The organism is Streptomyces sp. NBC_00009, from assembly GCF_045040855.1.
In the GTDB taxonomy this organism is placed as follows: domain Bacteria; phylum Actinomycetota; class Actinomycetes; order Streptomycetales; family Streptomycetaceae; genus Streptomyces; species Streptomyces aureus.
In genome coordinates this window covers 3,899,424-3,925,348 of record NZ_CP108312.1, presented here as the reverse complement: position 1 = coordinate 3,925,348, position 25,925 = coordinate 3,899,424, and the positions used below count along the sequence as shown (strand labels likewise).

The 25,925-nt window shown below is 69.1% G+C and carries 24 protein-coding genes and 2 tRNA genes; 15 read left to right on the top strand and 11 right to left on the bottom strand.

Going from position 1 to position 25,925, the window contains the following annotated elements; translation table 11 throughout:
* Positions 1 to 121: 121 nt before the first annotated feature.
* Entirely contained in the window at positions 122 to 1,531 is a 1,410-nt protein-coding gene (locus tag OHA58_RS17705; RefSeq protein WP_405479798.1) for a hypothetical protein, read from the top strand.
* An 18-nt stretch (positions 1,532 to 1,549) separates the two neighbouring features.
* Here the strand turns inward: OHA58_RS17705 and OHA58_RS17700 are convergent, their stop codons facing one another.
* Positions 1,550 to 3,325: a serine/threonine-protein kinase gene (locus OHA58_RS17700; RefSeq protein ID WP_405479796.1), complete on the bottom strand. Its 1,776-nt coding sequence runs from the start codon at positions 3,323 to 3,325 to the stop codon at positions 1,550 to 1,552.
* A 119-nt stretch (positions 3,326 to 3,444) separates the two neighbouring features.
* Entirely contained in the window at positions 3,445 to 3,993 is a 549-nt protein-coding gene (locus OHA58_RS17695; RefSeq protein ID WP_100597242.1) for a DNA-binding protein, read from the bottom strand.
* Between the two features lie 182 nt (positions 3,994 to 4,175).
* Between OHA58_RS17695 and OHA58_RS17690 the strand changes: the two genes are divergently transcribed.
* Positions 4,176 to 4,248 (top strand) — tRNA-Ala (locus OHA58_RS17690).
* 83 nt (positions 4,249 to 4,331) lie between these two features.
* Here the strand turns inward: OHA58_RS17690 and OHA58_RS17685 are convergent.
* A complete protein-coding gene (locus OHA58_RS17685) occupies positions 4,332 to 5,045 on the bottom strand; it encodes a DUF5324 family protein (protein WP_405479793.1) in 714 nt (237 codons plus the stop codon).
* A 317-nt stretch (positions 5,046 to 5,362) separates the two neighbouring features.
* Here OHA58_RS17685 and OHA58_RS17680 point away from each other — a divergent pair, with 317 nt between their 5' ends.
* Positions 5,363 to 5,890 (top strand): peptidylprolyl isomerase, encoded by a 528-nt coding sequence (locus OHA58_RS17680; RefSeq protein ID WP_266562263.1) that lies wholly within the window; start codon positions 5,363 to 5,365, stop codon positions 5,888 to 5,890.
* Between the two features lie 112 nt (positions 5,891 to 6,002).
* Positions 6,003 to 6,896, top strand: a complete 894-nt coding sequence (locus OHA58_RS17675) for a rhomboid family intramembrane serine protease (RefSeq protein WP_405479791.1) — start codon at positions 6,003 to 6,005, stop codon at positions 6,894 to 6,896.
* Positions 6,897 to 7,140: 244 nt separating this feature from the next.
* Here the strand turns inward: OHA58_RS17675 and crgA are convergent, their stop codons facing one another.
* Entirely contained in the window at positions 7,141 to 7,398 is a 258-nt protein-coding gene (gene crgA / locus OHA58_RS17670; RefSeq protein ID WP_405479789.1) for a cell division protein CrgA, read from the bottom strand.
* A gap of 141 nt (positions 7,399 to 7,539) precedes the next feature.
* Here crgA and OHA58_RS17665 point away from each other — a divergent pair, with 141 nt between their 5' ends.
* The 6 genes from OHA58_RS17665 to OHA58_RS17640 all read left to right on the top strand — a co-directional run bounded on the left by OHA58_RS17665 (position 7,540) and on the right by OHA58_RS17640 (position 12,107).
* Positions 7,540 to 8,322, top strand: a complete 783-nt coding sequence (locus OHA58_RS17665) for a DUF881 domain-containing protein (protein ID WP_405479787.1) — start codon at positions 7,540 to 7,542, stop codon at positions 8,320 to 8,322.
* Positions 8,323 to 8,338: 16 nt separating this feature from the next.
* Positions 8,339 to 9,091: a class E sortase gene (locus OHA58_RS17660; RefSeq protein WP_405479785.1), complete on the top strand. Its 753-nt coding sequence runs from the start codon at positions 8,339 to 8,341 to the stop codon at positions 9,089 to 9,091.
* 31 nt (positions 9,092 to 9,122) lie between these two features.
* Positions 9,123 to 9,281, top strand: a complete 159-nt coding sequence (locus OHA58_RS17655) for a hypothetical protein (RefSeq protein WP_127827559.1) — start codon at positions 9,123 to 9,125, stop codon at positions 9,279 to 9,281.
* Positions 9,281 to 9,931: an aminodeoxychorismate/anthranilate synthase component II gene (locus OHA58_RS17650; protein ID WP_405479782.1), complete on the top strand. Its 651-nt coding sequence runs from the start codon at positions 9,281 to 9,283 to the stop codon at positions 9,929 to 9,931. Before OHA58_RS17655 ends, OHA58_RS17650 begins: the two co-directional genes overlap by 1 nt.
* Entirely contained in the window at positions 9,928 to 11,298 is a 1,371-nt protein-coding gene (locus tag OHA58_RS17645) for a class E sortase (protein WP_405479780.1), read from the top strand. Before OHA58_RS17650 ends, OHA58_RS17645 begins: the two co-directional genes overlap by 4 nt.
* A gap of 80 nt (positions 11,299 to 11,378) precedes the next feature.
* Entirely contained in the window at positions 11,379 to 12,107 is a 729-nt protein-coding gene (locus OHA58_RS17640; protein ID WP_405479778.1) for a class E sortase, read from the top strand.
* Positions 12,108 to 12,234: 127 nt separating this feature from the next.
* On the opposite strand, the gene pknB is transcribed toward OHA58_RS17640, so the two are convergent.
* The 6 genes from pknB to OHA58_RS17610 all read right to left on the bottom strand — a co-directional run bounded on the left by pknB (position 12,235) and on the right by OHA58_RS17610 (position 20,462).
* On the bottom strand, positions 12,235 to 14,235 hold the full coding sequence (pknB, locus tag OHA58_RS17635) for a Stk1 family PASTA domain-containing Ser/Thr kinase (protein WP_405479776.1): 2,001 nt from the start codon (positions 14,233 to 14,235) through the stop codon (positions 12,235 to 12,237).
* 171 nt (positions 14,236 to 14,406) lie between these two features.
* Positions 14,407 to 15,873 carry a peptidoglycan D,D-transpeptidase FtsI family protein gene (locus OHA58_RS17630; RefSeq protein WP_405479774.1) on the bottom strand — a complete coding sequence of 489 codons (1,467 nt, stop codon included), beginning with the start codon at positions 15,871 to 15,873 and terminating at the stop codon, positions 14,407 to 14,409.
* Positions 15,870 to 17,318, bottom strand: coding sequence for an FtsW/RodA/SpoVE family cell cycle protein (locus OHA58_RS17625; protein WP_405479772.1), 1,449 nt, complete (start codon positions 17,316 to 17,318; stop codon positions 15,870 to 15,872). The genes OHA58_RS17630 and OHA58_RS17625 overlap by 4 nt, the downstream gene beginning before the upstream one ends.
* 26 nt (positions 17,319 to 17,344) lie before the next feature.
* The gene (locus tag OHA58_RS17620; protein WP_405479770.1) at positions 17,345 to 18,907 is read right to left on the bottom strand and encodes a Stp1/IreP family PP2C-type Ser/Thr phosphatase; all 1,563 of its coding nucleotides are present in this window, start codon (positions 18,905 to 18,907) and stop codon (positions 17,345 to 17,347) included.
* A 117-nt stretch (positions 18,908 to 19,024) separates the two neighbouring features.
* Complete coding sequence (locus OHA58_RS17615) at positions 19,025 to 19,555, bottom strand: FHA domain-containing protein (RefSeq protein WP_266672394.1); 531 nt, start codon at positions 19,553 to 19,555, stop codon at positions 19,025 to 19,027.
* 10 nt (positions 19,556 to 19,565) lie between these two features.
* Positions 19,566 to 20,462: a DUF3662 and FHA domain-containing protein gene (locus OHA58_RS17610; protein ID WP_116512050.1), complete on the bottom strand. Its 897-nt coding sequence runs from the start codon at positions 20,460 to 20,462 to the stop codon at positions 19,566 to 19,568.
* Positions 20,463 to 20,995: 533 nt separating this feature from the next.
* On the opposite strand from OHA58_RS17610, the gene OHA58_RS17605 reads away from it, so the two are divergent.
* Positions 20,996 to 21,079: transfer RNA gene (locus OHA58_RS17605), tRNA-Leu, on the top strand.
* Between the two features lie 263 nt (positions 21,080 to 21,342).
* Here the strand turns inward: OHA58_RS17605 and OHA58_RS17600 are convergent.
* Positions 21,343 to 22,002, bottom strand: a complete 660-nt coding sequence (locus OHA58_RS17600) for an FMN-dependent NADH-azoreductase (RefSeq protein ID WP_405479768.1) — start codon at positions 22,000 to 22,002, stop codon at positions 21,343 to 21,345.
* Between the two features lie 134 nt (positions 22,003 to 22,136).
* Here OHA58_RS17600 and OHA58_RS17595 point away from each other — a divergent pair, with 134 nt between their 5' ends.
* The 4 genes from OHA58_RS17595 (at position 22,137) to OHA58_RS17580 (ending at position 25,918) form a co-directional block, all read left to right on the top strand.
* Positions 22,137 to 22,514 carry a winged helix-turn-helix transcriptional regulator gene (locus tag OHA58_RS17595; protein WP_405479767.1) on the top strand — a complete coding sequence of 126 codons (378 nt, stop codon included), beginning with the start codon at positions 22,137 to 22,139 and terminating at the stop codon, positions 22,512 to 22,514.
* Positions 22,515 to 22,797: 283 nt separating this feature from the next.
* The gene (locus OHA58_RS17590; RefSeq protein ID WP_405479766.1) at positions 22,798 to 24,231 is read left to right on the top strand and encodes a DUF2252 domain-containing protein; all 1,434 of its coding nucleotides are present in this window, start codon (positions 22,798 to 22,800) and stop codon (positions 24,229 to 24,231) included.
* Between the two features lie 264 nt (positions 24,232 to 24,495).
* Complete coding sequence (locus tag OHA58_RS17585) at positions 24,496 to 25,362, top strand: hypothetical protein (protein ID WP_405479765.1); 867 nt, start codon at positions 24,496 to 24,498, stop codon at positions 25,360 to 25,362.
* Positions 25,363 to 25,588: 226 nt separating this feature from the next.
* Positions 25,589 to 25,918 (top strand): rhodanese-like domain-containing protein, encoded by a 330-nt coding sequence (locus OHA58_RS17580; protein WP_116512043.1) that lies wholly within the window; start codon positions 25,589 to 25,591, stop codon positions 25,916 to 25,918.
* Positions 25,919 to 25,925: the final 7 nt, after the last annotated feature.

Sequence of the window (25,925 nt, the reverse complement as noted above, 5' to 3'; positions counted from 1 at the left end):
GACGGCAGGATGGTCGTCCGGCGATGAGGCGATGGCGGGGGCGACGAAGGGGCGCGTGATGAGTCGGCGCGTAGGGCGGCGTCTTGTGGGGCGCGTGGTGGGGCGCGGGCGTGGACGGCCGGTGTCTGCGCTGTCGGCGCTCGGGGCGGCGATGTGTGCGGTGGCCGTGCCGGTCGCGGTGGTGGCGCTGCCCGGGATCGCGGCAGCGCAGGACTCGGCTCCATACGTCTTCGCACAGGGGGCAAAGACCGTCCAGGGTGCGGTGACCAGTACGGATGCGGCGGAACTCAAGGCCGGGGAGACGTATCGGAGCTCCATCGAGGCGGGGGTGAAGGGCACCGGGCTCGGCAGTGGGTCGGGCGCGAAGGGAGCGGCCGGCACGCGTTATTACCGCGTCGACCTGGACGGCTCCTCCGATACGTATGTCTCGGCGGTGGCGGTGCCGAAGGTCGGGGCGGACGTGAAGGTGGCGTTCAACGACAGCATTTCCGTGACCCTGCAGGATCGGCAGGGCAATCGCTGTGACTCCGAGGTGGCGGCGTTCCGCTCCGCCGAGTACCCGAGGCCGATAGCTGCCACCGTGGAACGGGTCGTACGGGAGGGCGGCGGGCGCTGCCAGGATGCGGGCACGTATTACGTGATTATCGCGCGCAAGACTGCGCCGGATTCCACGCGGGAGCGCTGGGACCTGGAGTTGAGCGTCTCCTCGGAGCCCGCGCTCAAGTCGCCGCCCGCCACCACCGAGCCCGGGGCGTGGTCGTCGGCTTCGCCGCGGCCGCCTGCCGGAATCCCTTCCGAACGCCGGGGCGGCACGGGCTTCAACGACGCGCAGAGCCTGCGACAAGGCGTGTGGAAGGACCGGATCCGCCCGGGGCAGACGCTTTTCTACCGTGTGCCGCTGGACTGGGGACAGCAGCTCTTCACCGAGGCCGAGCTGGGCACTTCGGCGGGGGACGCACAGCGTAAGGGCTTTGTGCCGAGCGCACTGAGTGTGGCGCTGTACAACCCGGCGCGGACGCCGGTCACTTCGAAGGACGCCTCGTACGGAGGGGAGCCCTCCGTGGCGGCCCTGGACTCCCTGCCTCCGGTCGCCTACGAGAACCGCTATCTGTCCCGCGCGGACGAAGCGGGCGTGCGGTTCGCCGGCTGGTACTACCTGAAGGTCTCCCTCACGCCGGAGATGAAGGGGACCTTCGGGAACAAGGAGTCCGGGCTGACGCTCCGTCTGACGGTCCATGGGGACGCGGCGTCCGCGCCCGCGTATGTGCGGGATCCGGGCGCATTCCAGGTCACGGACGCGGACCGGGCCGCCGCTGAGAGCGGGTCCGCGCAGGGCGGAGGCTCATCGTTGCCCTCGGCGGGAGGCCAGAGCGGCGGTCAGGGCGGCGATCAGGCGGGGCAGGGCGGGTCCGGTCGGACGAACCGCATGACGGTCGTCGGGATCGCCGGGATCGGCACGGGGTCCGTGCTGGTGCTGGGTCTCGGCGTATGGACGTACGTCGCCCGTCGGCGGGCACCCGCTGGTTGGTAGGCGGGGCGTCAGGCTTTCTCAGGCCTGGGCCAGCGCCCAGATGCCCACCGCGAAACTGACCAAGGCAAAGAACAGCACCGGGATCGCCACCTTCGCGGGCGGTCCCGGCCGCCGTTTCCGCACCCGCCGATGAGGGGTCGGGTTCGGGGCCGTGCCGCCGGGATTCGGGTGGCCGACGAGTGGAACCTGAACGATCTGGGCGGTGTACGTAGAGATAGAGGCGGGCTGAGCGGGCGCCGGAGCAGGGCCTGGAGCTGGAGCTGGAGCGGCGTGGGAGCGCTGCGTGGCGGGGGTCGTGGCCGGGGTGTGAGGGGAGGGCTCGTGGGGGTGCGGGCGAGTCGGTGGGGCTGGTGGTGGTGCTTGTGGTGCCGTGGGACGGGGGTGTGGATGGGCGGTGTACTCGGGAGCGTCGGGAGCGGTGGTGGGGGTGATCGGCCGCGGCTCGAGTGGGGTTTGCGTGAGTGGCTGTGCGGGGGGCTGCGCGGGAGGGGGCGGCGGCAGGTGGAAGCTGCCGGTCTCGGACATGCTGGTGCCGGACAGTCCGGCACCCGACAGGGTGGTTCCGGGTGTGACGGTTCCGGACGGGGTGGTCCCGGGCGTGACGGTCCCCGACGGGGCGGTCCCGGGCGTGATGCTGGTCCCGTGCATGCCGGTCTGCGACGTGGTGGAGGCCGGCCCCGGGGGCGCGGGGGTGGTGGGCCTTGGGATGGAGGGGTCTGCCGGTGGGGGGTCCGGCACCGCGGGTGCATACAGCGGGGGCGGTGGTGGCGGCGCCGGTGTCGGGGGCTCCGTGGGGAGTGCCGGCAGGGCCTCTCCTGCCGTGGGCGCGGGCCTCAGGGTCGTGGACCGGCCGGTCGTGCCATGGTTCCGGTTCCGGTCGTGTACGAGGCCGGGGGCGACCGCCCGGGAGGTCGTGGTCGGGCCATTTGGGGCGAACCCCGGTGGGAGCGAGCCGAGTTGGTCGAAGACCTCGACCAGTTCGTCGTCGGGTCCGGGCTCGGGAAGCAGTTCGGAGGCCGCCAGGAGGGCCTTGCGCGCGCCTGTCGCGGTACGGAAGCGCGCTTCGGGATCAGGCTGCAGGAGACCGGCCACGACGGTCCACAGAGGGCCGGGAATGCCCTGGGGCGCGCCAGGGGTGCCGTGGTCGGTGAAGTGCTCGATCAGTGCCCTGGAGTCGGGCCGGGCGCCCTGGAGCAGATACAGGGCGACGAGACCGACGGCGAACAGGTCTGCCGGGAAGTCCGGCTCACTGCCCATCGCCTGTTCGGGGGCGAAGTAGCCGGGCGTTCCCACCACATAGTCGGTCTCGGTGAGCCGGGGCTCGCCCTTGCGCATCGCGATGCCGAAGTCCGAGAGGCGCAGGTGAGGCCGGGCGGTGCCGGTCGCCTCCAGAAGGATGTTGGCGGGCTTGATGTCGCGGTGCACGACCCCCTCCGCGTGCACCGCGGTGAGCCCGGCCAGGAGCTGATCCAGGAGGAGGCACACGAAGGACGGTGGCAGGGGCCCGTAGTCACCGATCAGATGCGCCAGCGAGCCGCCGGCGACGAGGTCCATGGTGAACAGGACCTTGTCGTCGTCCGCCGCCCAGCTGGCCGGGGCGAGGACGTGGGGGTGGTCGATCCGCAGTGCCTGTTCGCGCACGAATCGGAGCAGGGTGTGGGCATCGCTCTGCAGCAGGACCTTGGCGGCCACATATCTGCGGCGCCGGTGGTCCCAGGCGCGCCATACGGCGCCTGTTCCCCCGCGACCGATCGGGTCGGCCAGTTCGTAGCGTCCGGCGAAGACCTCACCCATCGTGGTGCGTCGCTCCCCCCTCGGCCGTCACGACGCGTCCGGCCTCTCGGATGGTCCCGCGGCCCAGGACCGGCCGCGGGACTCGCGGCCGGCCCGATGTCGCTACCGTTCAGCCGGGATCAGCTCTGGTGCGCCTGATAGTGGGTTACGGCGTCGGAGGTGCGCCCGGCGCCGTAGACCCGGAGGAACTCTGCCAGTTCCGGGTGGCTCGGGGCGAGGGTGTCCGCCGCATCGATGATGTCCCCGGCCGCGGAGACGGAGCGCAGCAGCGACTGGATCTCGCGGACCACACGCTTGACCGTGGGTGCGCCCGAACTGGTTGTTGTCTGCGCGGTGTTGGTGAGCACCGAGCCCCCCTGTGACTTCTTGATCTCGTCCATACGCTCGGTGGCCTCGGCGGCGCTGACGCTTCCGTCGGCGACCTGACCCGCCAGATCCTGGAGCAGCTGGACACGCTGGACGACGGCCGGATTGCCTATCTTCGCGCGCTGACCGCTCATCAGCTGGGACAGCATGGGCGCGGACAGACCGAGAACCCCCGCGAGCCTGGCCTGATTGAGGCCCAGATCATCGATGAGGCGACGGAAGAGCGCCCCCAGCGGCTCTCCGTACCAGTTTCGTTGGAGCTCCCGGGCTCTTGCGGTAGCTTCCTGCTGTGCGGCGTCCATTGCGTCTCCCCATCGCTTCCCCAAATACGGCGGTTCGCTGCCGCGAACCACGTGGGGCATCTTACGGAGAGTGGTCGTGGACCGGGACCCCCAATCCTTTTGCGAGATCCGGGGGGTGACCCGGTACTCTGGTCTGCGATGCGCACCGGATCGCACTTCTTCCGGTTCGACGCATCATTTCCGGGGCCTTAGCTCAGTTGGTAGAGCGCTGTCTTTGCATGGCAGATGTCAGGGGTTCGACTCCCCTAGGCTCCACAGGTTCCACGTGAAACACGTGAACGCAGTAGGGCGGGAGACCAGTGGTCTCCCGCCCTACCGCGTTACTGCTCGTTCGAGGCTTAGCCGCGGTCGTTGCGGTCCGTGGCGTCCGCCTCCGCCTCCGCTTCGGCCTGCTTGGCCTGGACCTCGGGGTCGAGGGCGCTCTGGCCGCTGCCGTCCGCCGATGACAGGGGTGTGGTGTCCGGGACCTCGGTCGCGGCCGGCGGTTCCACCAGCCAGTCCGGGTTGGCCTGCTTGTCCCACCACTTCCAGGCGGCGTAGGCGCCCCCGGCGAGGACGCCGACGATGAGCAAGCCCTTGGCGACACGTCCGGCCCGGGCCCGCCGTTCGTGTTTGCGGGCGAGCTTCTTGATCTCCTTCGGCGACACCTGTCCGCGCAGGGCGGCGAGCGCCGCGATACTGCGGGCGGTCGCCTCCTCGCGGACGGGCTGGGCGGCGGCGACGGCCTGCTCGATCCGCGGCCTGGCGTAGACGGCGGCCTGGCGGGCGGCCTTCCGGGTGCGGACGGCTGCCTCCTGCGCGGCCTGGTCGACCTTCGGCGGCACATGGGAGCGGGCCTGTTCAAGATGCGGCGCGAGGTACGTGTCGTACTGGTCGCGGGTTTGTTGCGCAGCCTGCGACATCACAGGCGCGAGCCGTACGCGCGCTTCTTGCGCATACAGTGCGGCCCGGTCCTTGGCCGTCTCGGCGTAGGGCGCCACCACTTCCGCGGCGTGCAGCACGCTGTCCTTCGCCGAGCCGGTCGCGGCGCGCACGCTGTCGATGCGGGTCACGGGATCCTCCTCCTCGGTGGCGTACAGGTTTTCACCTTTCCACCCTTTTTCGGATCATGCCTGCCGGACGGCAGGCAGGCATGCATGCGAGGGCGAGCATTCGGGGCATAAGCCGCCTTTGGGCGTACCGAGGTGCTCCAGGCAATAGCTGATCAATACGGTGCAATGGGGGCTTGCGGACGACAATGCCACGGATCGCCGTACGACGCGCCTCCGCGGCGGCGACTCGGCCGGAAATTCTGCAGCTGCCGCCGGGCGACGGGTCTGCGGGGGCGTGCGAGGATCGGATCGTCACAGAAGGCAACGGAAGGCAGATCGTGGCTGAGCAGCTCTACGCCACCCTGAAGACCAACCAAGGCGACATCGAAGTCCGGCTGCTGCCGAACCACGCGCCCAAGACGGTCAAGAACTTCGTCGAGCTCGCTCGGGGCGAGCGGGAGTGGACCAACCCGGAGACGGGCGAGAAGTCCACTGACAAGCTCTACGACGGCACGGTCTTCCACCGGGTGATCAGCGGTTTCATGATCCAGGGCGGTGACCCGCTGGGGAACGGCACGGGCGGCCCCGGCTACCAGTTCGGGGACGAGTTCCACCCCGACCTGGCCTTCGACAAGCCGTACCTGCTGGCCATGGCGAACGCCGGCCCGGGCACCAACGGCTCCCAGTTCTTCATCACGGTGTCGCCGACGGCCTGGCTGACCCGTAAGCACACGATTTTCGGCGAGGTCGTCGACGAGGCCAGCCAGAAGGTCGTGGACACCATCGCGACCGCACAGACCAACCCCCGCACGGACCGTCCGGTCAACGACGTGGTCATCGAGTCGGTCGTCGTCGAGACCCGCTGACGCGAACCGGGCCGACGCGACCGGGCCGACGGGAACCAATCCGCCCCGCTCATCCGTAAGGATGGGCGGGGCCATGTGTTGATCGCGCGCGTTTCGTACGAGGGGATTTCCGATGGATCAGGTGCCGGGCAGTCCGCAGGGCCCTCAGGACGCGCAGGGTCCGCCCCGCTGCTACCGGCACCCCGACCGCGAGACCGGGATCCGCTGCGCCCGCTGTGACAAGCCCATCTGCCCGGACTGCATGGTCAGCGCCTCGGTGGGCTTCCAGTGCCCGGACTGTGTGCGGGGAGGTTCCGGTACGGGGCAGGGTCCGGCGGCCAGCCGGCCGAGGACGATCACGGGCGGCACGATCGCGGCCGATCCGCGCCTGGTCACGAAGATCCTGATCGGGATCAACGTGGCGGTCTTCATCGCGGTCCATGTGTGGGACCGGCTGCTCTCCGACTTCGTTCTGATCGGGGCGTGGCCTCCCGCGCCCTACGTCCCGGACCAGGGCGTGGCCGGCGGCGAGTGGTATCGCCTGGTGACGTCGATGTTCACGCACCAGGAGGTGTGGCACATCGCGTTCAACATGCTGGGCCTGTGGTGGCTCGGCGGCCCGCTGGAGGCGGCGCTCGGCAGGGCCCGTTACATCGCGCTGTACATGGTCTCGGGGCTGGCCGGCAGTGCGCTGACCTACGCGATCGCGGGGCCGAGCGAACAGTCCCTCGGTGCGTCCGGGGCCGTCTTCGGACTCATGGGCGCGACCGCGGTGCTGGTGCGGCGCCTCAACTACGACATGCGCCCCGTCATCGGCCTGCTCGCGCTGAACCTGCTCTTCACGTTCACGTGGGGAAACATCGCCTGGCAGGCCCACGTCGGCGGTCTCGTCGCCGGTGTGGTCGTCGGGTACGCGATGGTCCACGCCCCCAGGGAGCGCCGCTCGCTGGTGCAGTACGGGACCTGTGCGCTCGTCCTCGCCGTGGTGGCCGTCACTGTGCTTGTGAGGACGTCCCAGCTCACTTGAGCTCGGTCTGTCGCCCACGTTGTCCACAGACGGTGCCGGATCCTGTGCACTCGGTGGGGAACAGGTGTGCCCCTCGTCGCTGACCTGGGTTTCCCCAGCCAGGACAAGGGGCGAACATGTGGGCGAGCCGCGATGCGTCAGTCACACCGGCGTCAACACCCGGTGGGTTATCCACAGATCTTCCGACCTTTTCCCCACTGTGGAAAACAGCTGTGGATAACTCAGGGGATAGCTAGGGGCAGAGCTACTTCCACTGCGTGGAAACGCCGAACCCGGCGGCGATGAAGCCGAAGCCCACGACGATGTTCCAGTTGCCGAGCGCGTCCAGCGGCAGGGTGCCGTTGGTCACGTAGAAGACGACGATCCAGGCAAGCCCGATCAGGAACATCGCGAGCATCACCGGGGCTACCCAGCCTCGGTTGGTCAGCTTGATATTCGCCGTCTGCTTCGACGCCGGCGGCGGCGTGTAGTCGGCCTTCTTGCGGATACGTGACTTCGGCACGAGGGTCTCTCCTGTCGATGCGCTGCGTGGCCGCGCAGGGAACGTGGGCTGGCTCCGGGCAGCGTACAAGGGGAATCTGGGCGCTCCCCCGGGCGTCCGTTAGCGTAGTGCTTCCGCGGCGCTGAAGGAGATAAGGGTACGTTGAGCAATTCTGCCGACTCCCAGGGTGAGCCCCCCGGCGGGGGCCGCCCCCGTGCGCGCCTGCGACCTGTGCGGATTCTGACGGTGGCCGTGTTCGCCCTGGCCGGGCTGATCTTCTTCACCAGCTTCAACACCGCCAAGGGCACCAACATCCGCACGGACGCCTCGCTGCTGAAGCTCTCCGATCTCATCCAGGAGCGCAGCCACAAGAACGGCCAGCTCGAGGAGTCCAACGGCGCGATCCGTGACGACGTCGACGCCCTCACCGAGCGCGGCGGCGCCGGCACCAAGGCCGAGGACGCCAAGCTGTCCGCCCTGGAGAAGGCGTCCGGCACCAAGAAACTGCGCGGGCAGGCCGTCTCGGTCACGCTCGCGGACGCCCCGCCGAACGCCACCGCCAAGCTCCCCGGCTACCCCGAACCCCAGCCGAACGACCTGGTCATCCACCAGCAGGACCTCCAGGCCGTCGTGAACGCCCTGTGGAACGGCGGCGCGCAGGGCATCAAGGTCATGGACCAGCGGCTCATCGCCACCAGCGCCGTGCGCTGCGTCGGCAACACCCTGATCCTCCAGGGCCGCGTCTACTCGCCCCCGTACAAGATCACCGCGGTCGGGGACCCGGAGAAGCTGAAGCAGGCTCTCGCCGTCTCGCCCCAGATCCAGAACTACATGCTCTACGTCAACGCCTACGGGCTCGGCTGGAAAGTCGAGGACGACGGGGCGGTGACTCTTCCCGGTTACTCGGGCACAGTGGATCTCCACTACGCGAAGCCCGTGGAGTAGCCGCCTGGGGGAGCCTGTGCCGGTCCGAGTGGTCGTCAGGACGTTCAGCGAACTGTGCATCACGGTCGGCGCCCTGATTGTCCTGTTTGTCGCCTACGTGCTGTTCTGGACCGGCGTGAAGGCCGACAGCGCCATGGACCACCAGATCGACACCCTCCAGAACCAGTGGTCCAAGGGATCGGTGGCGGTCGAACAGCCCCGCCCGGGCCCGTCGCCGAGCCAGAGCCAGAGCGACAAGCAGAGCCCTGCCCAGGAACAGGACCAGGAACAAGGCCAGCCCCAGACCCCGGCCCCCTACAAGGACGGCAAGCCCTTCGCCGTCATGTACATCCCGCGGCTCGGTTTCACGTGGAACAAACCGGTGCTCCAGGGCACGGGCGTGGACATCCTCAAGAAGGGCCTCGGCCACTACGCGGGGACGGCGCAGCTCGGGCAGAAGGGGAACTTCTCCGTCGCCGGCCACCGCCGCACCTACGGTGACCCGTTCAAGGACTTCCCCAAGCTGCGCCCCGGTGACGCGGTCGTCCTCACCGACGGTACGACCTGGTTCACGTACCGCATCGACACCAAGCCCTACAAGACGCTGCCCAGCGATGTCGCCGTCATCGACCCGGTGCCGCGCAAGTCCGGATACAAGGAGCCGGGGCGCTATCTGACACTGACGACGTGCGAGCCGGAGTGGGGTCACAGCCACCGGCTGATCGTCTGGGCGCACCTTGATGCCACCCAGCCCGCGGAGGCCGGGAAACCGGAGGCTCTGCGCCGTTAGTCTGTTGCCGTACGGCGACGGAAGGGACGGCATGTACGGCTGGATCTGGCGGCATCTGCCGGGAAACACGTGGATCAGAGCACTGATCTCGCTACTGCTCGTCCTCGTGGTGGTCTACGTACTGTTCCAGTACGTCTTCCCGTGGGCCGAGCCCCTGCTGCCCTTCAACGATGTGACGGTGAACAACTAGTGGGCGAGCGCAGCCGCAGCCGCATTCTCGTGGTCGACAACTACGACAGCTTCGTCTTCAACCTCGTCCAGTACCTGTACCAGCTGGGCGCAGAGTGCGAAGTGCTGCGCAACGACGAGGTCGAGACGCGGCACGCGCAGGACGGCTTCGACGGCGTACTGCTGTCTCCGGGCCCGGGGACCCCCGAACAGGCCGGTGTCTGCGTCGAGATGGTGCGCCACTGCGCGGCGACCGAGGTGCCCGTCTTCGGCGTCTGCCTCGGCATGCAGTCCATGCAGGTCGCGTACGGCGGCGTCGTGGACCGTGCCCCCGAGCTGCTGCACGGCAAGACGTCCCTGGTGCGGCACGAGGGCAAGGGCGTCTTCGCGGGGCTGCCGAACCCGTTCACGGCGACCCGCTACCACTCGCTCGCCGCCGAACCGGACACGGTCCCCGACGAGCTCGAGGTCACGGCGCGCACCGAGGACGGCATCATCATGGGCCTGCGCCACCGCGAACTGCCCGTCGAGGGCGTGCAGTTCCACCCCGAGTCCGTCCTCACGGAACACGGTCACCTGATGTTGGCCAACTGGCTGACCGTCTGCGGCGACAAGACCGCGGTGGCACGATCGGCCGGGCTCGCCCCGGTCGTGGGCAGGGCCTCGGCGTGACCGCCCTGCGCCCCGAGCGCGAGGGAGCCTCGTACGAGCAGGAACCGTACGAGGCTGCCGGTGCGTTCGAGGCGGCCGTTCAGAGTCTCGACGACCCACTGAACGATCCACTGCCCGGGCAGCATCCCTCGCCCTGGTTCCGCGCCACGGACGCGTCCGAGGAGCCTCAGCCGTACCCTCAGCCCCAGCCGCACGCTCAACAGCCGTTCCAGGCCCAGCCGTCGCCCCAGCCGGAGCAGGAGTGGTACGACCCGCAGGGCTACGCGCAGGACTGGTACGGCGGCGAACAGCAGGCCCCACAGGCCCCGCAGGCACCACAGGCACCACAGCCGCAGGTACAGCAGGCGCCGCAGCCCGCGTATGTGCCGCCCGTCCGCGAGTACGAGGCGAGACCGTCGCGGCCCGTCCCGGACGATGAGACGGTAGCCCTGCACACCGCGGACACCCGGCGAATAGCCGAACCCGGCACAGACGCAGACGCAGACGCAGACGCAGACGCAGACGCGTACACAGACACCGCCTCCGACTCCGGCGGGCGCTCCGCCGCCGCGCCCGTGGTGACCGGTGGCCGGGCCGCGCGCAGGAAGGCCGCCAAGCACGGCGGCAGGCACTCGGTGGCGGCCGCGCAGACCCCGGAGCCCGCCTCCCCGCCGCGCAGCCGCCTGGAGGCGCGCAGGGCCGCGAGGGCGAGCAAGCCCAGCACCGGCGAGGTCGCCAGCCGGGCGATCGGCGAAACGTTCATCACCATCGGCGTGCTGATGCTGCTCTTCGTCACGTACCAGCTGTGGTGGTCGAACATCCGGGCCCACCAGCAGGCGGGCAGCGCGGCGCACCACCTCCAGGACGACTGGGCGAACGGCAAGCGCGAGCCGGACAAGTTCGCGCCCGGCCAGGGCTTCGCGCTCCTGCACATCCCGAAGCTGGACGTCGTCGTGCCGATCGCCGAGGGCATCAGCAAGACGAAGGTCCTGGACCGCGGCATGGTCGGCCACTACGGCAAGGACAGCATCGAGACGGCGATGCCGGACGCCAAGACCGGCAACTTCGCCGTCGCCGGGCACCGCAACACGCACGGCGAGCCGTTCCGCTACATCAACCGGCTCCAGCCGGGCGATCCGATCGTCGTCGAGACGCAGGACACGTACTACGTGTACAAGATGACGAGCATCCTTCCGCAGACCCCGCCGAGCAACACGACCGTCCTCAATCCGGTCCCCCAGGGCTCCGGGTTCACGGCTCCCGGCCGGTACATCACGCTGACCACGTGCACGCCGGAATTCACCAGTACGTATCGAATGATCGTCTGGGGCAAGATGGTCGAGGAACGGCCGCGCAGCAAGGGGAAGCCGGACGCGCTCGTGCAGTAGCGGGGCGAGCAGCAAGTAACAGGCACAGGCACAGGCACGGCCACAGGCACAGGTTCAGGGACAGGGACGGGGCACAAGCAGTGGCAGCGACGACCGACCACGACGAGCGGGCCGGCGCGGCGCCGCCCGCGCCACGACGCGGCCGTGGCCGCATCGCCGGCGCCGTCAGTCTTTTCGGTGAACTCCTCATCACGGCGGGCCTGGTCCTCGGCCTGTTCGTCGCCTACTCGTTGTGGTGGACGAACGTGGTCGCGGACCGCGCCGCGCACAAGCAGGGCGACAAGGTGCGTGACCAGTGGGGCGACCATGGCCCCGGCGCGCTCGACACCAAGAACGGCATCGGCTTCCTGCACGTGCCGTCGATGAAGAACGGTGAGGTGCTCGTCGAGAAGGGCACCTCGTCGAAGATCCTCAACGACGGTGTCGCCGGCTATTACACCGACCCGGTCAAGTCCGCGCTGCCGACCGCCGCGAAGGGCAACTTCACGCTCGCCGCGCACCGGGACGGGCACGGGGCGAAGTTCCACAACATCGACAAGATCAAGAAGGGCGACCCGATCGTCTTCGAGTCGAAGGACAAGTGGTACGTCTACAAGGTGTACGACATCCTCCCCGAGACGTCGAAGTACAACGTGAAGGTCCTCGCCCCGGTCCCCAAGGAATCGGGTGTGAAGAAGCCCGGCCGCTACATCACGCTGACTACGTGCACGCCCGTCTACACGTCCATGTACCGCTATGTGGTGTGGGGCGAGCTGGAGCGGATCGACAAGGTCGACAGCGATCGGACGCTTCCGGCGGAGCTGCGCTGACGGCACGACCGCCACAGGCAAGTCCCCCGAACCACCGCACGAAAGAACCACCGCACGAAACCCCCGAACGAAAGAACCCCGGCACCGCGTCTGCGGTGCCGGGGTTCTCTCATGACATGGAGGGCGCCTACTGGCGGCCGGTGACGCCTCCGAAGATCCCGCCGCCGTTGTCCCCGCCGCCGTTCTGGTTGTTCGGCGGGGTGGTGAGCAGGGTGACCGTGTCGCCCTTGTTCACCGGCGAGTTGGGGCCGGGCTGGCTCGTCACGACCGTGGCGTTCGGGTCGTTGGAAGAGCCGGTCGCCAGAGCGGGGACGAGACCGAGGTCCGTCAGCTGCTTCTGTACGTCCTTCAGCTTCTTGCCGGCGATGTCACCGGGCACCGTGATCTGCTCGGCGGCCTTGGCGACCTTCAGGTAGACCGTGGAGCCCGGCTCTGCCTGGCTGCTCGCCACGGGGCTCTGCGAGAAGACCTTGCCGGGATCGACCGACGTGTTCTCCTCCTCGGTGCAGCTGGCCTTGAGGTCGTTGTCCGCGAGCTGCTTCGTAGCCTCTTCGCACGTCTTGTTGGAGACGTCCGGCACGGCGGAGAGCTTCTTCTCCTTGGCGACAGTCAGGGTGACGGTGCTCCCCTTCTGTACTTCCTTGCCCGGCCGCGGGTCCTGGTCGAGGACCGTGCCCGGTTCGGCGCTGGACTCCTTCGTCTCGGTCTCGACGACGAACTGGTAGCCGTCACCCTCGAGCTTCGCCGTTGCCTCGTCGACCTGGCGGTCGATGACGTTCGGCACCGCGACCTTCGGCGCACCGGTCGACACCGTCACCGTGATGGTGTCGCCCTTGTTGACGTCGGCTCCCGCGGCCGGGCTCTGCGAGCAGATCTGGCCCTTGGGGAACTTCTCGCAGGGCTCCTTCTTCGAGTCGTCGAGCTTGAGGTTCCTGTTCTTGGCGGCGAGCCTGGCCTCGGGGACCGTCTTGCCGACGAACTTGGGCGCCGCGAACGGAGCGTTGCTCCCGCCGCTCCCGTCCATGAAGAACTTCCCGATCAGGATCGCGCCGACCAGGACGAGGACGCCCGCGAGGACGAGCAGGATCGTCGACGTACGGTTCTTGCCCTGGCTCTGGCGGCGCCGGTCGGGGCGGTCGTCGTAGCCGTAGCCGCCGTCGTCCGGATTGACCGGCGGCAGCATCGACGTCTGGCCGCCGCCGTTCTGCGGGTGCAGCATCGCGGTCTGCTGGTCGTCGGGGTGGCCGCCGTAGCCGACGGCGCCCATCCCCGCGGTCGCCGCGACCGGCTGCCCGTCGAGGCACGCCTCTATGTCGGCGCGCATCTCGTCCGCCGACTGGTAGCGGTAGTCCGGGTCCTTGGTGAGGGCCTTGAGGACGATCGCGTCCATCTCGGGGGTGATCTCGGAGTCGAAGACGCTCGGCGGCTGCGGCTCCTCGCGCACGTGCTGGTACGCGACCGCGACCGGGGAGTCGCCCACGAAGGGCGGCCGCACGGTCAGCAGCTCGTAGAGGAGACAGCCCGTCGAGTAGAGGTCGGACCGCGCGTCGACCTGCTCGCCCTTGGCCTGCTCCGGGGAGAGGTACTGGGCGGTGCCGATCACGGCCGACGTCTGCGTCATCGTCATGCCGGAGTCGCCCATGGCGCGGGCGATGCCGAAGTCCATCACCTTGACCTGGCCGGTCCGCGTCAGCATGACGTTGGCCGGCTTGATGTCACGGTGGACGATGCCCGCGCGGTGCGAGTACTCGAGCGCCTGGAGGATGCCGATCGTCATCTCCATGGCACGCTCGGGCAGCAGCTTGCGCCCGGAGTGCAGCAGCTCACGCAGCGTGGATCCGTCGACGTACTCCATCACGATGTACGGGATGGAGGTCCCGTCGATGTAGTCCTCACCGGTGTCGTACACGGCGACGATCGCGGGATGGTTGAGCGAGGCGGCCGACTGGGCCTCCCGGCGGAACCGGGCCTGGAACGACGGGTCGCGCGCGAGATCCGCGCGTAGCGTCTTCACCGCCACGGTGCGACCGAGCCGGGTGTCATGGGCGAGATAGACCTCCGCCATGCCACCACGACCGAGCACCTGGCCCAGCTCGTACCGGCCGCCGAGGCGACGCGGCTCTTCCATGGTTACCTACCAGCCCTCTCCGTCGGTCCCGACCGTCACCCGTGCGGGGTCGGGCGGTGTGCTGTCCGGGCATACCGTACCCGGCCTGTCGTGCCTGACCTGCCCGAGACCGTCACCCGATACAGGACCGGTATCGCAACGTGCACCGATGTGAAGAACACGTGACCGGGCTCACTTCTTGCTGTTGAGTACCGCTTCCATCACGCTCTTGGCGATCGGCGCGGCCAGACCGCCACCGGAGATGTCGTCACGGTTCGCGCTGCCGTCCTCGACGACCACGGCCACGGCGACCGGCGAGCTGCCGTCCTTGGCCTTCGCGTACGACAGGAACCACGCATACGGCTTCTCGCTGTTGTTGAGGCCGTGCTGGGCGGTACCCGTCTTGCCGCCGACCGTGTAGCCGGGGATCTGCGCGTTCGTGCCGGTGCCCTCGCTGACGACCGTCTCCATCATCGACTGAAGGATCTGGGCGTTCTTCTCCGACAGCGGCCGGCTCATCTCCTTCGGCGTGTGCTGCTCGATGGTGTCGAGGTTCGGCGCCTGGAGCTCGCTGACCATGTACGGCTCCATGAGAGAGCCGCCATTGGCGACCGCGGAGGCCACCATGGCCATCTGCAGCGGCGTGGCCGCGGTGTTGTACTGACCGATCGACGAGAGCGCCGTCTGCGACTTGTTCATGTTCTTGGAGAACACGGACGCGTTCGAACGGACCGGGGTGAACTGCTCCTTGGTGAAGCCGAACTTCTCCGCGGTCTCCAGCATCTTGTCGTTGCCGAGGTCGGCGCCGATCTTGCCGAAGACGGTGTTGCACGAGTAGCGCAGCGCCACTCGCAGCGTCGCGTCCTCGCAGGGGATGTTGCCCTCGTTCTTCAGCGGCGTCGTGGTGCCGGGCATGATCCACGGCAGCGGCGTCTTCGTCTTCTGGTCGGGGTCCGTGTAGAGCCCGTGCTCCAGCGCGGCCGCCGCGGTCACGATCTTGAAGGTCGAGCCGGGCGGGTACGTCTCGCGCAGCGCGCGGTTCGTGAGCGGCTTGTCCTTGTTCTTGTCGAGCTTGCCGAACGTGTCGCCGTCCTTCTGCATGATCCCGGCGAACGACGACGGGTCGTACGACGGCGTCGACGCCATCGCGAGGATCGCACCGGTCTTCGGGTCGATCGCGACGGCGGCACCCTTGCCGCGGTTCTTCAGGCCGTCGTACGCGGCCTTCTGCGCGGCGGCGTTGAGGGTGGTGACGACGTTGCCACCCTCCTTCTTCTTGCCGGTGATCATGTCGAGGGTGCGGCGGAAGAACAGCCGGTCGTCGTTGCCGGTGAGGATGCCGTCCTCGATGGACTCGATCTGGCTCGCGCCGACCAGCTGCGAGGCGTACCCGGTGACGGGCGACCACATGGGCCCGTCCTTCCAGGTCCGCTTGTACTTGAGGTCGGTGCCGTCCGTCGCCACGGAACCCGTGATCGACTTGCCGTCGACGATGATGTCGCCGCGCGGCTGCGCGTACCGCTCGATGGCGACGCGCGGGTTCTGCTTGTCGGACTGCAGCTTGTCGGCCTGGGCGTACTGGAGCCAGTTGTCGCGGATCAGCAGGGCGAGGACGAGGAGCCCGCAGAAGATCGCGATCCGGCGCAGGGGCTTGTTCACGGTCGGACCACCTGGGTCATCTCGGCGTCGGGGCTGGGGGCGGGGGCCGGCGCCGGGCGGCGCGCGGTATCGCTGATACGGATCAGGATCCCGATCAGCGCCCAGTTCGCGATCACGGAGGAACCGCCGTACGCGAGGAACGGCATGGTCATACCGGTCAGCGGGATGAGACCCATGACACCGCCGGCGACGACGAACACCTGGATCGCGAACGCGCCGGACAGACCGGCCGCGAGCAGCTTGCCGAACGGGTCACGGGCCGCGAGCGCCGTACGCAGACCGCGCTCCGCGATCAGCCCGTACAGCAGCAGGATCGCCATGATGCCCGCGAGGCCGAGCTCCTCGCCGAACGTGGCGAGGACGAAGTCGGAGTTCGCGGCGAACTTGATCAGGTCGGAGTGGCCCTGGCCGAGGCCCGTGCCCAGCACGCCACCGGAGCCGAACGCCCACAGGGCCTGCATGGCCTGCTCGGAGTGGATGATGCCGTCGTTGGTCCCGGCGCGGCTGAGCATGAATTCACGCATCGGGTCGAGCCAGGCCTGGACGCGTGTCTGGATGTGCGGCTCGAAGCTGGCGACACCGACCGCGCCGACCGCCGACATCAGCAGACCGAACACGATCCAGCTGGTGCGCTCCGTGGCGATGTACAGCATCACGACGAACATGCCGAAGAACAGCAGTGACGTACCGAGGTCCGTCTCGAAGACCAGGATCAGGATCGACATCACCCAGACGACGATGATCGGTCCGAGGTCACGGCCACGCGGCAGGTACAGGCCCATGAAGCGGCGGCTGGCCAGCGCGAGCGCGTCCCGCTTCACCATCAGATAGCCCGCGAAGAACACCGCGATGACGATCTTCGCGAACTCACCGGGCTGGATGGAGAACCCGCCGACGCTGATCCAGATCTTCGCGCCGAACACGTTCATACCGAGACCCGGCACGAGCGGCAGCAGCAACAGGATCAGCGCGCCCACCATCGAGATGTACGTGTAGCGCTGCAGGATGCGGTGGTCCTTGAGCAGCATGAGCACGCCCACGAACAGGGCGATGCCGATCGCGGAGTACATCAGCTGGTTCGGCGCGTCCGGGCTGAACGACCCGTACTGCGACTTGGCCAGCTGCTGCAGGCGCTCCGACTGGTCCAGGCGCCAGATGATGACCAGACCCAACCCGTTGAGCAGGGTCGCGATCGGCAGGAGCAGCGGATCGGCGTACGGCGCGAACCGGCGTACGACGATGTGCGCGACGCCCGCGAGCAGGCCGAGGCCCAGGCCGTAGCCCAGGAGCCCGGCGGGCAGCGAACCGTCGATCGCCAGGCCCACGTTCGCGTACGCGAAAACGGGGATGACGACGGCGAACGCGAGGAGCGCGAGCTCGGTGTTGCGCCGGCTCGGCGCACCGATCGCGCCGATGGTCGACGTGTGTGTAGTGCTACTGCTCATGGCGTGCAAAGGCCCCCAACGGCTGCTTACTGCTTACCGCACAGCGGGACCAGCTTCTGCTCATCCTCCGAGAGGCTGGGGCCAGGTGTGGGCGTCGGTGCGGTCTTGGACTTGGCCGTTCCGGACGGCGTGGGTGTCGGACTCGGCGCTGTCTTCGCCGAGGCGCGCGACGTGGTGAAAGACGTCTTGGTGGCGCCTGTGGTGCCACCCGCCTCGCCCTCGCCGGTCTTCGCGTTCTGCTCGTTCTCCGCCTGGCGGCGCTCGGCGTCCTTCCTGCAGGCCGAGGCCTGCAGCGACAGCTCGCCGATCTTGTCCTTGGCGTCACCGAAGCTGCCCTCGGTGATCGTCGCCTCGACCTGCTTGCGCTGGTACGGCGGCAGGTACTTGAGTTCGATCTCGGGGTGGTCCGTCTCGACCTTCGACAGACTCACCCAGGCCAGGTCCTGGCTGATGCCGCGGTACAGCGCGACATGCGACTCGTTCGAACCGACGTAGTACTGCGTCTGCGTCCAGCGGTAGCCGCCGTACAGGCCACCGCCCACGACGGCCAGCGCCAGGACGATGAAGAAGGATCTCTTGAGCCACTTACGGCCGCGCCGCGGCTTGACGAAGTCGTCGTCCCCGTACGAGCCGAAGCTTCCCTCGGGAGCGTAACCGGCCGGGTCGCCGCTGCCGGGCGGGCCGAACTCGCCACCGCCGCCGCCCTGCCCGGGCACCTGCCTGCCCGACCCGCGGCCGAGCTCCGACGCACGGCCCGCGGGGGTCTGCATCGCACCGCCGTCGTGCAGCTGGTGCTGCTGGTTCTCGGCGACCGCGCCCACGATGACCGGAGCGTCGGACAGCTGACCGGCGAGCGTGTCACCGCTGTCGATGTCCAGGACGTCCGCCACGATCACCGTGATGTTGTCCGGGCCACCGCCGCGCAGCGCCAGCTGGATCAGGTCCTGCACGGTCTCCTGCGGGCCCTGGTAGCTGGCGAGGGTCTCCTCCATCGTCTGGTGGGAGACCACGCCGGACAGGCCGTCGGAACAGATCAAGTACCGGTCGCCGGCCCGCACTTCACGGATGGAGAGGTCGGGCTCGACGTGATCACCACTGCCCAGCGCGCGCATGAGGAGGGACCTCTGCGGGTGAGTGGTGGCTTCCTCTTCCGTGATGCGGCCCTCGTCGACGAGGCGCTGCACCCAGGTGTGGTCCTGCGTGATCTGCGTCAGCACACCGTCGCGCAGCAGATACGCGCGCGAGTCGCCGACGTGCACGAGACCGAGGCGCTGCCCCGTCCACAGCAGAGCGGTCAGGGTCGTCCCCATGCCTTCCAGCTGGGGGTCCTCCTCGACCATCATCCGCAGCTGGTCGTTGGCCCGCTGCACGGCCGTGCCGAGCGACGTGAGGATGTCGGAGCCGGGAACGTCGTCGTCGAGCGCGACGATCGTCGAGATCACCTCCGACGAGGCGACCTCACCGGCGGCCTGACCCCCCATGCCGTCGGCGATCGCGAGGAGACGCGGACCGGCGTAGCCCGAGTCCTCGTTCCCCTCGCGGATCATGCCTTTGTGCGATCCGGCGGCGAAGCGCAGTGACAGACTCATGCGCACCTCGCCCGTCGGCTCCGGGTACATCCGCACGGTGCCCACCCTCCGGTCGGGAGCGCGCTCAGGTCTTGGGTGACCGCGTCGGCTCGCTCGCTCCGCTCGCTCATTGTCGTACTACTTCCGCAGCTCGATGACGGTCTTGCCGATGCGGATCGGCGCGCCCAGCGGAATCGGTTGCGGGGTGGTCAGCCGGGCCCGGTCGAGATAGGTGCCGTTGGTGGACCCGAGGTCCTCCACGATCCACTGTCCGTCCCGGTCCGGGTAGATCCTGGCATGCTTGCTCGACGCGTAGTCGTCGTCGAGGACGATCGTCGAATCGTGCGCACGGCCCAGCGTGATGGTCTGGCCCTGCAGCGCCACCGTGGTGCCCGTGAGGGTGCCCTCGGAGACGACGAGTTTCGTGGGGGCGCCGCGGCGCTGCCGCCCGCCGCCTCCACCGCTGTTCTGCTGCTGGGCGCGCTGCTGCGGCGGCGCGGACTGGCGGGCCGCCGCCTGCTGCTGGCGCCCGCTGTCACGACGCGACCCGCGCTGGGTGACGCGCGTACCGAACAGGTCGCTGCGGATGACCTGGACGGCCACGATCACGAACAGCCACAGAACGGCCAGGAAACCCAACCGCATGACCGTCAGGGTCAGCTCTGACATTGCCCCCGCTTCACCCTTCGGCTTGCCGGTAAATGATGGTGGTACTGCCCACGACGATCCGCGAGCCGTCGCGGAGCGTAGCGCGGGTGGTGTGCTGCCCGTCCACCACGATGCCGTTGGTGGACCCGAGATCCTGGATCGTCGAGGGCGTTCCGGTCCGAATCTCACAGTGCCGGCGAGAGACGCCGGGGTCGTCGATCCGCACATCGGCTTCGGTGCTGCGGCCGAGGACCAGCGTGGGGCGCGAGATCTGATGGCGTGTGCCATTGATCTCGATCCAGTGACGCACTTGAGCGCCGGGCAGCGGTCCTGCCTGGTTACGCGGCCGAGCTCCCGCCGGTGCCTGCCCGGGGCGGCCCGGAGGCGGCCCCGCGGGCATCGGCGGCGCGCTCGCCGGCGGTTGGCCGTACCCCGCGGCAGCGTTCGCCGCCGGCGGGTAGCCGTAGCCTCCGCCCGCCGCCGGGGGCGCCGAAGCGGGACCCCGGCCGGGCTGCGGCGGCTGCTGGGAGGGCTGGGACTGCTGCTGGCTGGAGCTCGACGCGAGCGTGCGGCTGCGTACCCGGTACAGACCCGTGTCCAGGTCGTCCGCCTTCTCCAGGTGGACCTTGATCGGTCCCATGAAGGTGTAGCGCTGCTGCTTCGCGTAGTCGCGCACCATGCCGGACAGCTCGTCGCCGAGCTGCCCCGAGTAGGGGCTGAGGCGCTCGAAGTCGGGCGCGCTCAGCTCCACGATGAAGTCGTTGGGGACGACGGTCCGCTCGCGGTTCCAGATCGTCGCGTTGTTGTCGCACTCGCGCTGGAGGGCGCCGGCGATCTCGACGGGCTGGACCTCGGACTTGAACACCTTGGCGAAGGTGCCGTTGACCAGACCCTCGAGACGCTGCTCGAACTTCTTCAGGACTCCCATGGGGCACCTCCTCCTTCGTTTTCGTCCTGGTACTGCTTACTGATCGTATCCACGCGCAGGGAAATCGGCTGGTTCCCCCTGTCAGCCCTGTCGATGAGTGTCGACCCTCACAGCTGGATCGTAGAGGGGGTCCCTGGACTTCCCTGGACAGTGTCCCGCACGCGGAGGGGGAGCCGGGAGGGGACGGGGAAGGTGGGGGTGCGGGGCTTGGGGGCGGAGGTCGGATCGGAGGTGCGGGCGGGGTCGGCGGTGGGGTTGCGGAGCAGCGGCGCTGTGGGGCGGCGTGGATCCCCTTCCGAGGCTTCGGACGGCCGGCGGAGTACCGGCGGACTGCTGGCGGAGTGCTGGCGGAGTGCTGGCGGAGTGCTCAGGACTGCCGGCGGGCTGCATCGGATGCGAGGTCAGCGGGGGTGGGCCTGCCCAGCAGGTGCCCGCGAAAACGGATGTGAATCCACCCTGTGCAGCGTGCTAATCTTCTGGATGTCGGAAGGCGCTCACCCCAAAAGGGCGAGGGACCGGAAGGCACACCCAATGCGCGGGTGGCGGAATAGGCAGACGCGCTGGATTCAGGTTCCAGTGCCCGAAAGGGCGTGGGGGTTCAACTCCCCCCTCGCGCACATAAGTCAGAAGCCCCGCAGATCTCAGATCTGCGGGGCTTCTGCGTTTCCCGGACGTTGAGCGGTCCTGCGCGGGTGCGGGTGCGGGTGCGGGTGCGGTCCCGGCTCAGGCGGGTGTGGGTCCTGAGTGCGGGTCCCGGCTCCGGCGGGTTCGGCCGTGAGGACAATCACAGTAATTGGTGAAGGGTCCCCCGGCGTCGTACGGGACGGGGGGACCCTCGGGACCGCGGTGCTTCCGTGCGCGTCGGTGACGGCGCGGAGCGTCAGGCGGCGTCGGCGGAGAAGCGTGCGGCGAGCTCCTTGGCCCGGGCGTCCGCGTCCTCCAGGGCCTTGGTGCGGGACGCCTCGGCGAGCGGGATGAGCTCGCTCATCGCCGGAGTCGTGTGTGCCAGGGTCAGCTCGGGAACGATGAAGTCCACGTCCAGGCCCAGCATCGTGCCGAGAAGGTCACGCAGGTAGTTCTGTACGTACTCGAAGGGCTCGCGTGGGGTGCCCGGCGCGTACGAGCCGCCACGGCTGGCGACGACCGTGACCGGCGTCCCCTTCGCGGACGGCGTCTCGCCGGCGGTACGCCCCATGAGGATCACCTGGTCCAGCCAGGCCTTCAGGGTCGACGGGATCGAGAAGTTGTACATAGGGGCGCCGATCAGCACCGCGTCCGCCTGCTCCAGTTCCTCGATGAGCTTCAGACGCTCGGCGAAGGCCGCGGCCTGCTCGGGGCTGTGGGTGGCGGGGTCGGCGAAACCGGCGGAGGCGCCGACCGTGTCCAGGTGCGGGACCGGGTTCACGGCCAGATCGCGGTAGATCACGGTGCCGTCTGGGTGCTGCTCCTCCCAGGTCTTGCGGAAGGCGTCGGCGACGGTGCGGGAAGCGGAGGCCGAGCCGGGCCAGACGGACGAGTCGACGTGCAGAAGGGTGGGCATTGGGGGTCTCCAAAGGTGCGGGTGTTCGGCCGCGTCGGCAGGTGGGTAGGTAGGTGCAGTTCTGTTCGGAGCTACCGTATGAACAGTAACTTACTTTTATTTAGTCCCCTACGGGAGGGCAGTACCCTGAAGGCATGGCGGGCAACGGGGAACACGAGAGCGGCGCCGCACGCGAGGCGGGGGCCCACAACCCCGAAGCGTGCAAGCGGGTCGACAGCGGCATCACCCGAGTCTTCGGCCTGCTCGGCAAGCGCTGGACGGGACTCGTCGTCTCCGTCCTCCTCCAGCACCCCGTCCACTTCGCCGACCTGCGCCGAGCCATCCCCGGCATCAGCGAGCGCATGCTCTCGGACCGCCTCACCGAACTCGGCGCCGCCGGCCTCGTCGTACGCGAGGTCGACGAAGGACCCCCGCTCCGCGTCGCGTACCGCCTGACAGAGGCAGGCGCCGCCCTCGAACCGGCGCTGAAGGAACTCGGGCTCTGGGCCGAGGCGCATCTGCCTGAGGGGTAGCGGGGTCTGCGCGAGGGGGACCCCGACGCCGCCTGTACGTCCCGACGCCGCCCGTACGTCCCGACGCCGTGGCGGCGGTCGAGGGCTCGGGTTCGGTCCTCTGGGTCCGTCCTGCGGTTCCGCGCTCGGGTTCGGTCCTCGGGTTCGGTGCTCCGGTTTCCGCACTCCGGTTCCGCGCCCGGGTTTCCACAATCGCGGGGTTATCCACAGGCTCTGACGGGCTTCGGCCGACGGCGGTACGGTCGTTGCCAGTTGATGTTCAGAGACGGGGGAGGCGGTCCGCGTGACCGAGCTCGACACAGCGGTGCCGGTACAGCGTGAGGAACCGGCGGCTCGACGACTGCGGACCGTCGAGGGGTTCGCGACGCGACCCTCCTCCGGATCACCCAAGCAGGAGGGCAAGGCCCTGCGCGACCGCGTACCGCGCTCCGCCCACCAGGCTCTCACCCTGCACCCCGCACGCCCCGACGCCGTCGCCGCGGTCGAGGAGTCCAACCTCGGCCGGATCGAAGAGCTCACACCCATACGCGTCGGCAGGATGGCGGCGACCCCGTTCGCGTTCCTGCGCGGATCCGCCGGCCTCATGGCCCACGACCTCGCACAGACCCCCGTCACCGGCATCGGCGCCCAGATCTGCGGAGACGCCCACGCGGCGAACTTCGGCCTCTACGCCGACGCCCGCGGCGGCCTCGTCATCGACCTCAACGACTTCGACGAAACGGTGCACGGCCCCTGGGAATGGGACGTGAAGCGACTCGCCACCTCACTCGTCCTCGCGGGCCGCGAAGCCGGAGCCGACGAGGACACCTGCCGGGAAGCCGCGCACTACGCGGTGGGCGCGTACCGCCGCACCATGCGCCTGCTGGCCAGACTGCCCGCCCTCGACGCGTGGAACGCCATCGCCGACGAGGAACTCGTCTCCCACACCGACGCCCACGACCTTGTCGGCACGCTGGAACGCGTATCAGAGAAGGCCCGCAACAACACCAGCGGAAGATTCGCCGCCAGGTCCACCGAACTGGCCGAGGACGGCACCCGACGCTTCGTCGACGCACCACCCGTGCTGCGCCGCGTACCCGACGGGGAGGCGTCCGAGGTCGCGGCATCCCTCGGCGACTATCTGCAGACACTCTCCGAAGACCGCCTGCCCCTGCTCGGCCGCTACGCGATCCAGGACGTCGCCTTCCGCGTCGTCGGCACCGGAAGCGTGGGCACGAGGTCGTACGTGGTGCTGCTCCTCGACCACCGGGGAGAGGCACTCGTGCTCCAGGTGAAGGAAGCACGCCCCTCCGCGCTGCTGCCCCACCTGCCCGCAGTCGGCTTCGAGACACCGGCGGCCGTCCATGAGGGGCGGCGCGTGGTCCTCGGACAGAAGCGGATGCAGGTCGTCAGCGACATCCTGCTCGGCTGGACGACCGTGGCCGGACGCCCCTTTCAGGTACGGCAGTTCAGAAACCGCAAGGGAAGTGTCGACCCCGCGGCTCTCGCCGCCGATCAGATGGACGACTACGGCCGCATGACGGGCGCGCTCCTCGCCCGCGCCCACGCACACAGCGCCGACCCCCGACTGATCGCCGGCTACTGCGGCAAGAACGAGGAACTGGACGAGGCCATCGCCCAGTTCGCGGTCACCTACGCGGACCGCACGGAACAGGACCACGCATCCCTGGTCAGGGCCGTGCGGGAGGGGCGCGTGGGGGCTGAGGTGGGGGTTTGAGGGGGTTGGTTTGAGGGGGTGAGGGGGTGGGGGCTCGGGTTTGAGTTTGGGGGCGTGGGGCGCGGGGTGCCGGGCGCGGTGTCGGGCTGGGCTGGAGGGTGCAGGTTGAGGCTGGGCTGGAGGGCCCGAAGTGCGGGGTGGGGCTGGGCTGAATTGAGCCGATCTGGGGTGGGGTGGGAGGGGGAGGGGGGAGGGGAGCCCCCCCAGAACCCTTGAAATCAGGCGTCGAGCAGGGCATCCCGGCCCGTGCCCTAGGCTGGACGGGTGACGACCCCGGAAGCCGAGTCGACCCCGTCCGAGGCCCCTGCCGCTGAGCCGCAGGGGCAGCCTGTTGCTGAGGGGCGGCCCGAGGCGCGGCTTGAGCGGGCTGTGCTCGCCGCCGAGCAGGCTCTGATCGAGTACGAGATCGCGGTGGAGACGTTCCGGGTCGAGGTGGAGAACTTCTCTCGGCTGCACCACCAGAAACTCGGTCCCATGTATACGCGCCTGGACGAGCTCGAGGCGCAGATCGCCGAGGTGGTCGCCGCGCGGAGCGGGGATCCCGAGGACCGGCGTAAGGCGGACGAGGCCAGAGCGCGCGTGATGCCGATGCCCGCAGTCGAGGAGCTGTTCGACCAGTGGATGGACGGCGACGGCCTCTCGCCGGAGGCGTCCGCCATGCTCACCGACCAGCCCGTTCGGCCGCCCCAGCGTGTGCGGCCGAGCGACGAGGCCCGCAAGCTCTACCGGGAACTCGTCCGCAAGGCGCACCCGGATCTGGCGCAGGACGAGAAGGACCGGGCGCGGCGCGACGAGTTCATCGTGCGGGTCAACGCGGCCTACGGCCGGGGCGACGAGGCTTTGCTGAAGGAGCTGTCCGACGAGTGGGCCGCGGGGCCTGTGCCCGAGGCGCGCAAGCCCAGCCCGAGCGAGGAGCTGTACGAGCGGCTCGAGTGGCTGGCGCAGCGCAAGGAGCTGCTGACGGCCGTTGCTCAGGAGCTGGAGGAGAGCGCGATCGGCGCGATGCTGCGGATGGCGCCGGACGACCCCGACCGGTTGCTCGAGGAGATCGCGGAGCAGCTGCTCGCGCAGGTCGCCGAGCGAGAGGCTGAGCTGGATCGGCTGATGCGCGAGCAGGCTGCCGATAGCTGAGCCGGTGGTCGAGCAGGCTGTTGGTAGTTGAGCTGCTTGGCGAGCATGCTGGCTGAGCTGGGCAGCTGGGCTGGCCGGCCGGTGGCTGAGTCGAGACCCGAGCGCGGGCGTCGCTCCCACCCCGCCTTGCTGACTGGTGTCCGAGCGGCTGACCGCCCTAGTGACCGGCGGGTCAGGGCCCCGGATGGGGTCGGGTAGCGTCGGGGGTATGCATTTCGGATCTGGTGTGCCCACGGTTGAGGTCGGCGAGCTCGTGGACGGGGACTTTCTCCTCGATGTCCGTGAGGACGATGAGTGGCAGGCGGGTCACGCCGAGGGTGCGTTGCACATTCCGATCAGTGAGTTCGTGGCGCGTTACGGCGAGCTGACCGAGGCCGCTCCCCAGGACGGTCGGGTCAACGTGATCTGCCGGTCCGGCGGCCGTTCCGCGCAGGTGACGATGTATCTCGTGCAGCAGGGCATCGACGCGGTGAACGTGGACGGTGGCATGCAGGTGTGGGCCGCCGCCGGACGGCCCGTCGTGGACGACAAGGGGCAGTCGGGCTTCGTGCTCTGACCCCTGG

What these genes read in the sequence shown, in the direction of transcription:
- OHA58_RS17700 (WP_405479796.1), bottom strand. Translation starts at nt 3,325, where the DNA reads ATGGGTGAGGTCTTCGCCGGACGCTACGAACTGGCCGACCCGATCGGT.
- OHA58_RS17695 (WP_100597242.1), bottom strand. Translation starts at nt 3,993, where the DNA reads ATGGACGCCGCACAGCAGGAAGCTACCGCAAGAGCCCGGGAGCTCCAA.
- OHA58_RS17675 (WP_405479791.1), top strand. Translation starts at nt 6,003, where the DNA reads ATGGATCAGGTGCCGGGCAGTCCGCAGGGCCCTCAGGACGCGCAGGGT.
- OHA58_RS17655 (WP_127827559.1), top strand. Translation starts at nt 9,123, where the DNA reads ATGTACGGCTGGATCTGGCGGCATCTGCCGGGAAACACGTGGATCAGA.
- pknB (WP_405479776.1), bottom strand. Translation starts at nt 14,235, where the DNA reads ATGGAAGAGCCGCGTCGCCTCGGCGGCCGGTACGAGCTGGGCCAGGTG.
- OHA58_RS17625 (WP_405479772.1), bottom strand. Translation starts at nt 17,318, where the DNA reads ATGAGCAGTAGCACTACACACACGTCGACCATCGGCGCGATCGGTGCG.
- OHA58_RS17620 (WP_405479770.1), bottom strand. Translation starts at nt 18,907, where the DNA reads ATGAGTCTGTCACTGCGCTTCGCCGCCGGATCGCACAAAGGCATGATC.
- OHA58_RS17615 (WP_266672394.1), bottom strand. Translation starts at nt 19,555, where the DNA reads ATGTCAGAGCTGACCCTGACGGTCATGCGGTTGGGTTTCCTGGCCGTT.
- OHA58_RS17610 (WP_116512050.1), bottom strand. Translation starts at nt 20,462, where the DNA reads ATGGGAGTCCTGAAGAAGTTCGAGCAGCGTCTCGAGGGTCTGGTCAAC.
- OHA58_RS17600 (WP_405479768.1), bottom strand. Translation starts at nt 22,002, where the DNA reads ATGCCCACCCTTCTGCACGTCGACTCGTCCGTCTGGCCCGGCTCGGCC.
- OHA58_RS17595 (WP_405479767.1), top strand. Translation starts at nt 22,137, where the DNA reads ATGGCGGGCAACGGGGAACACGAGAGCGGCGCCGCACGCGAGGCGGGG.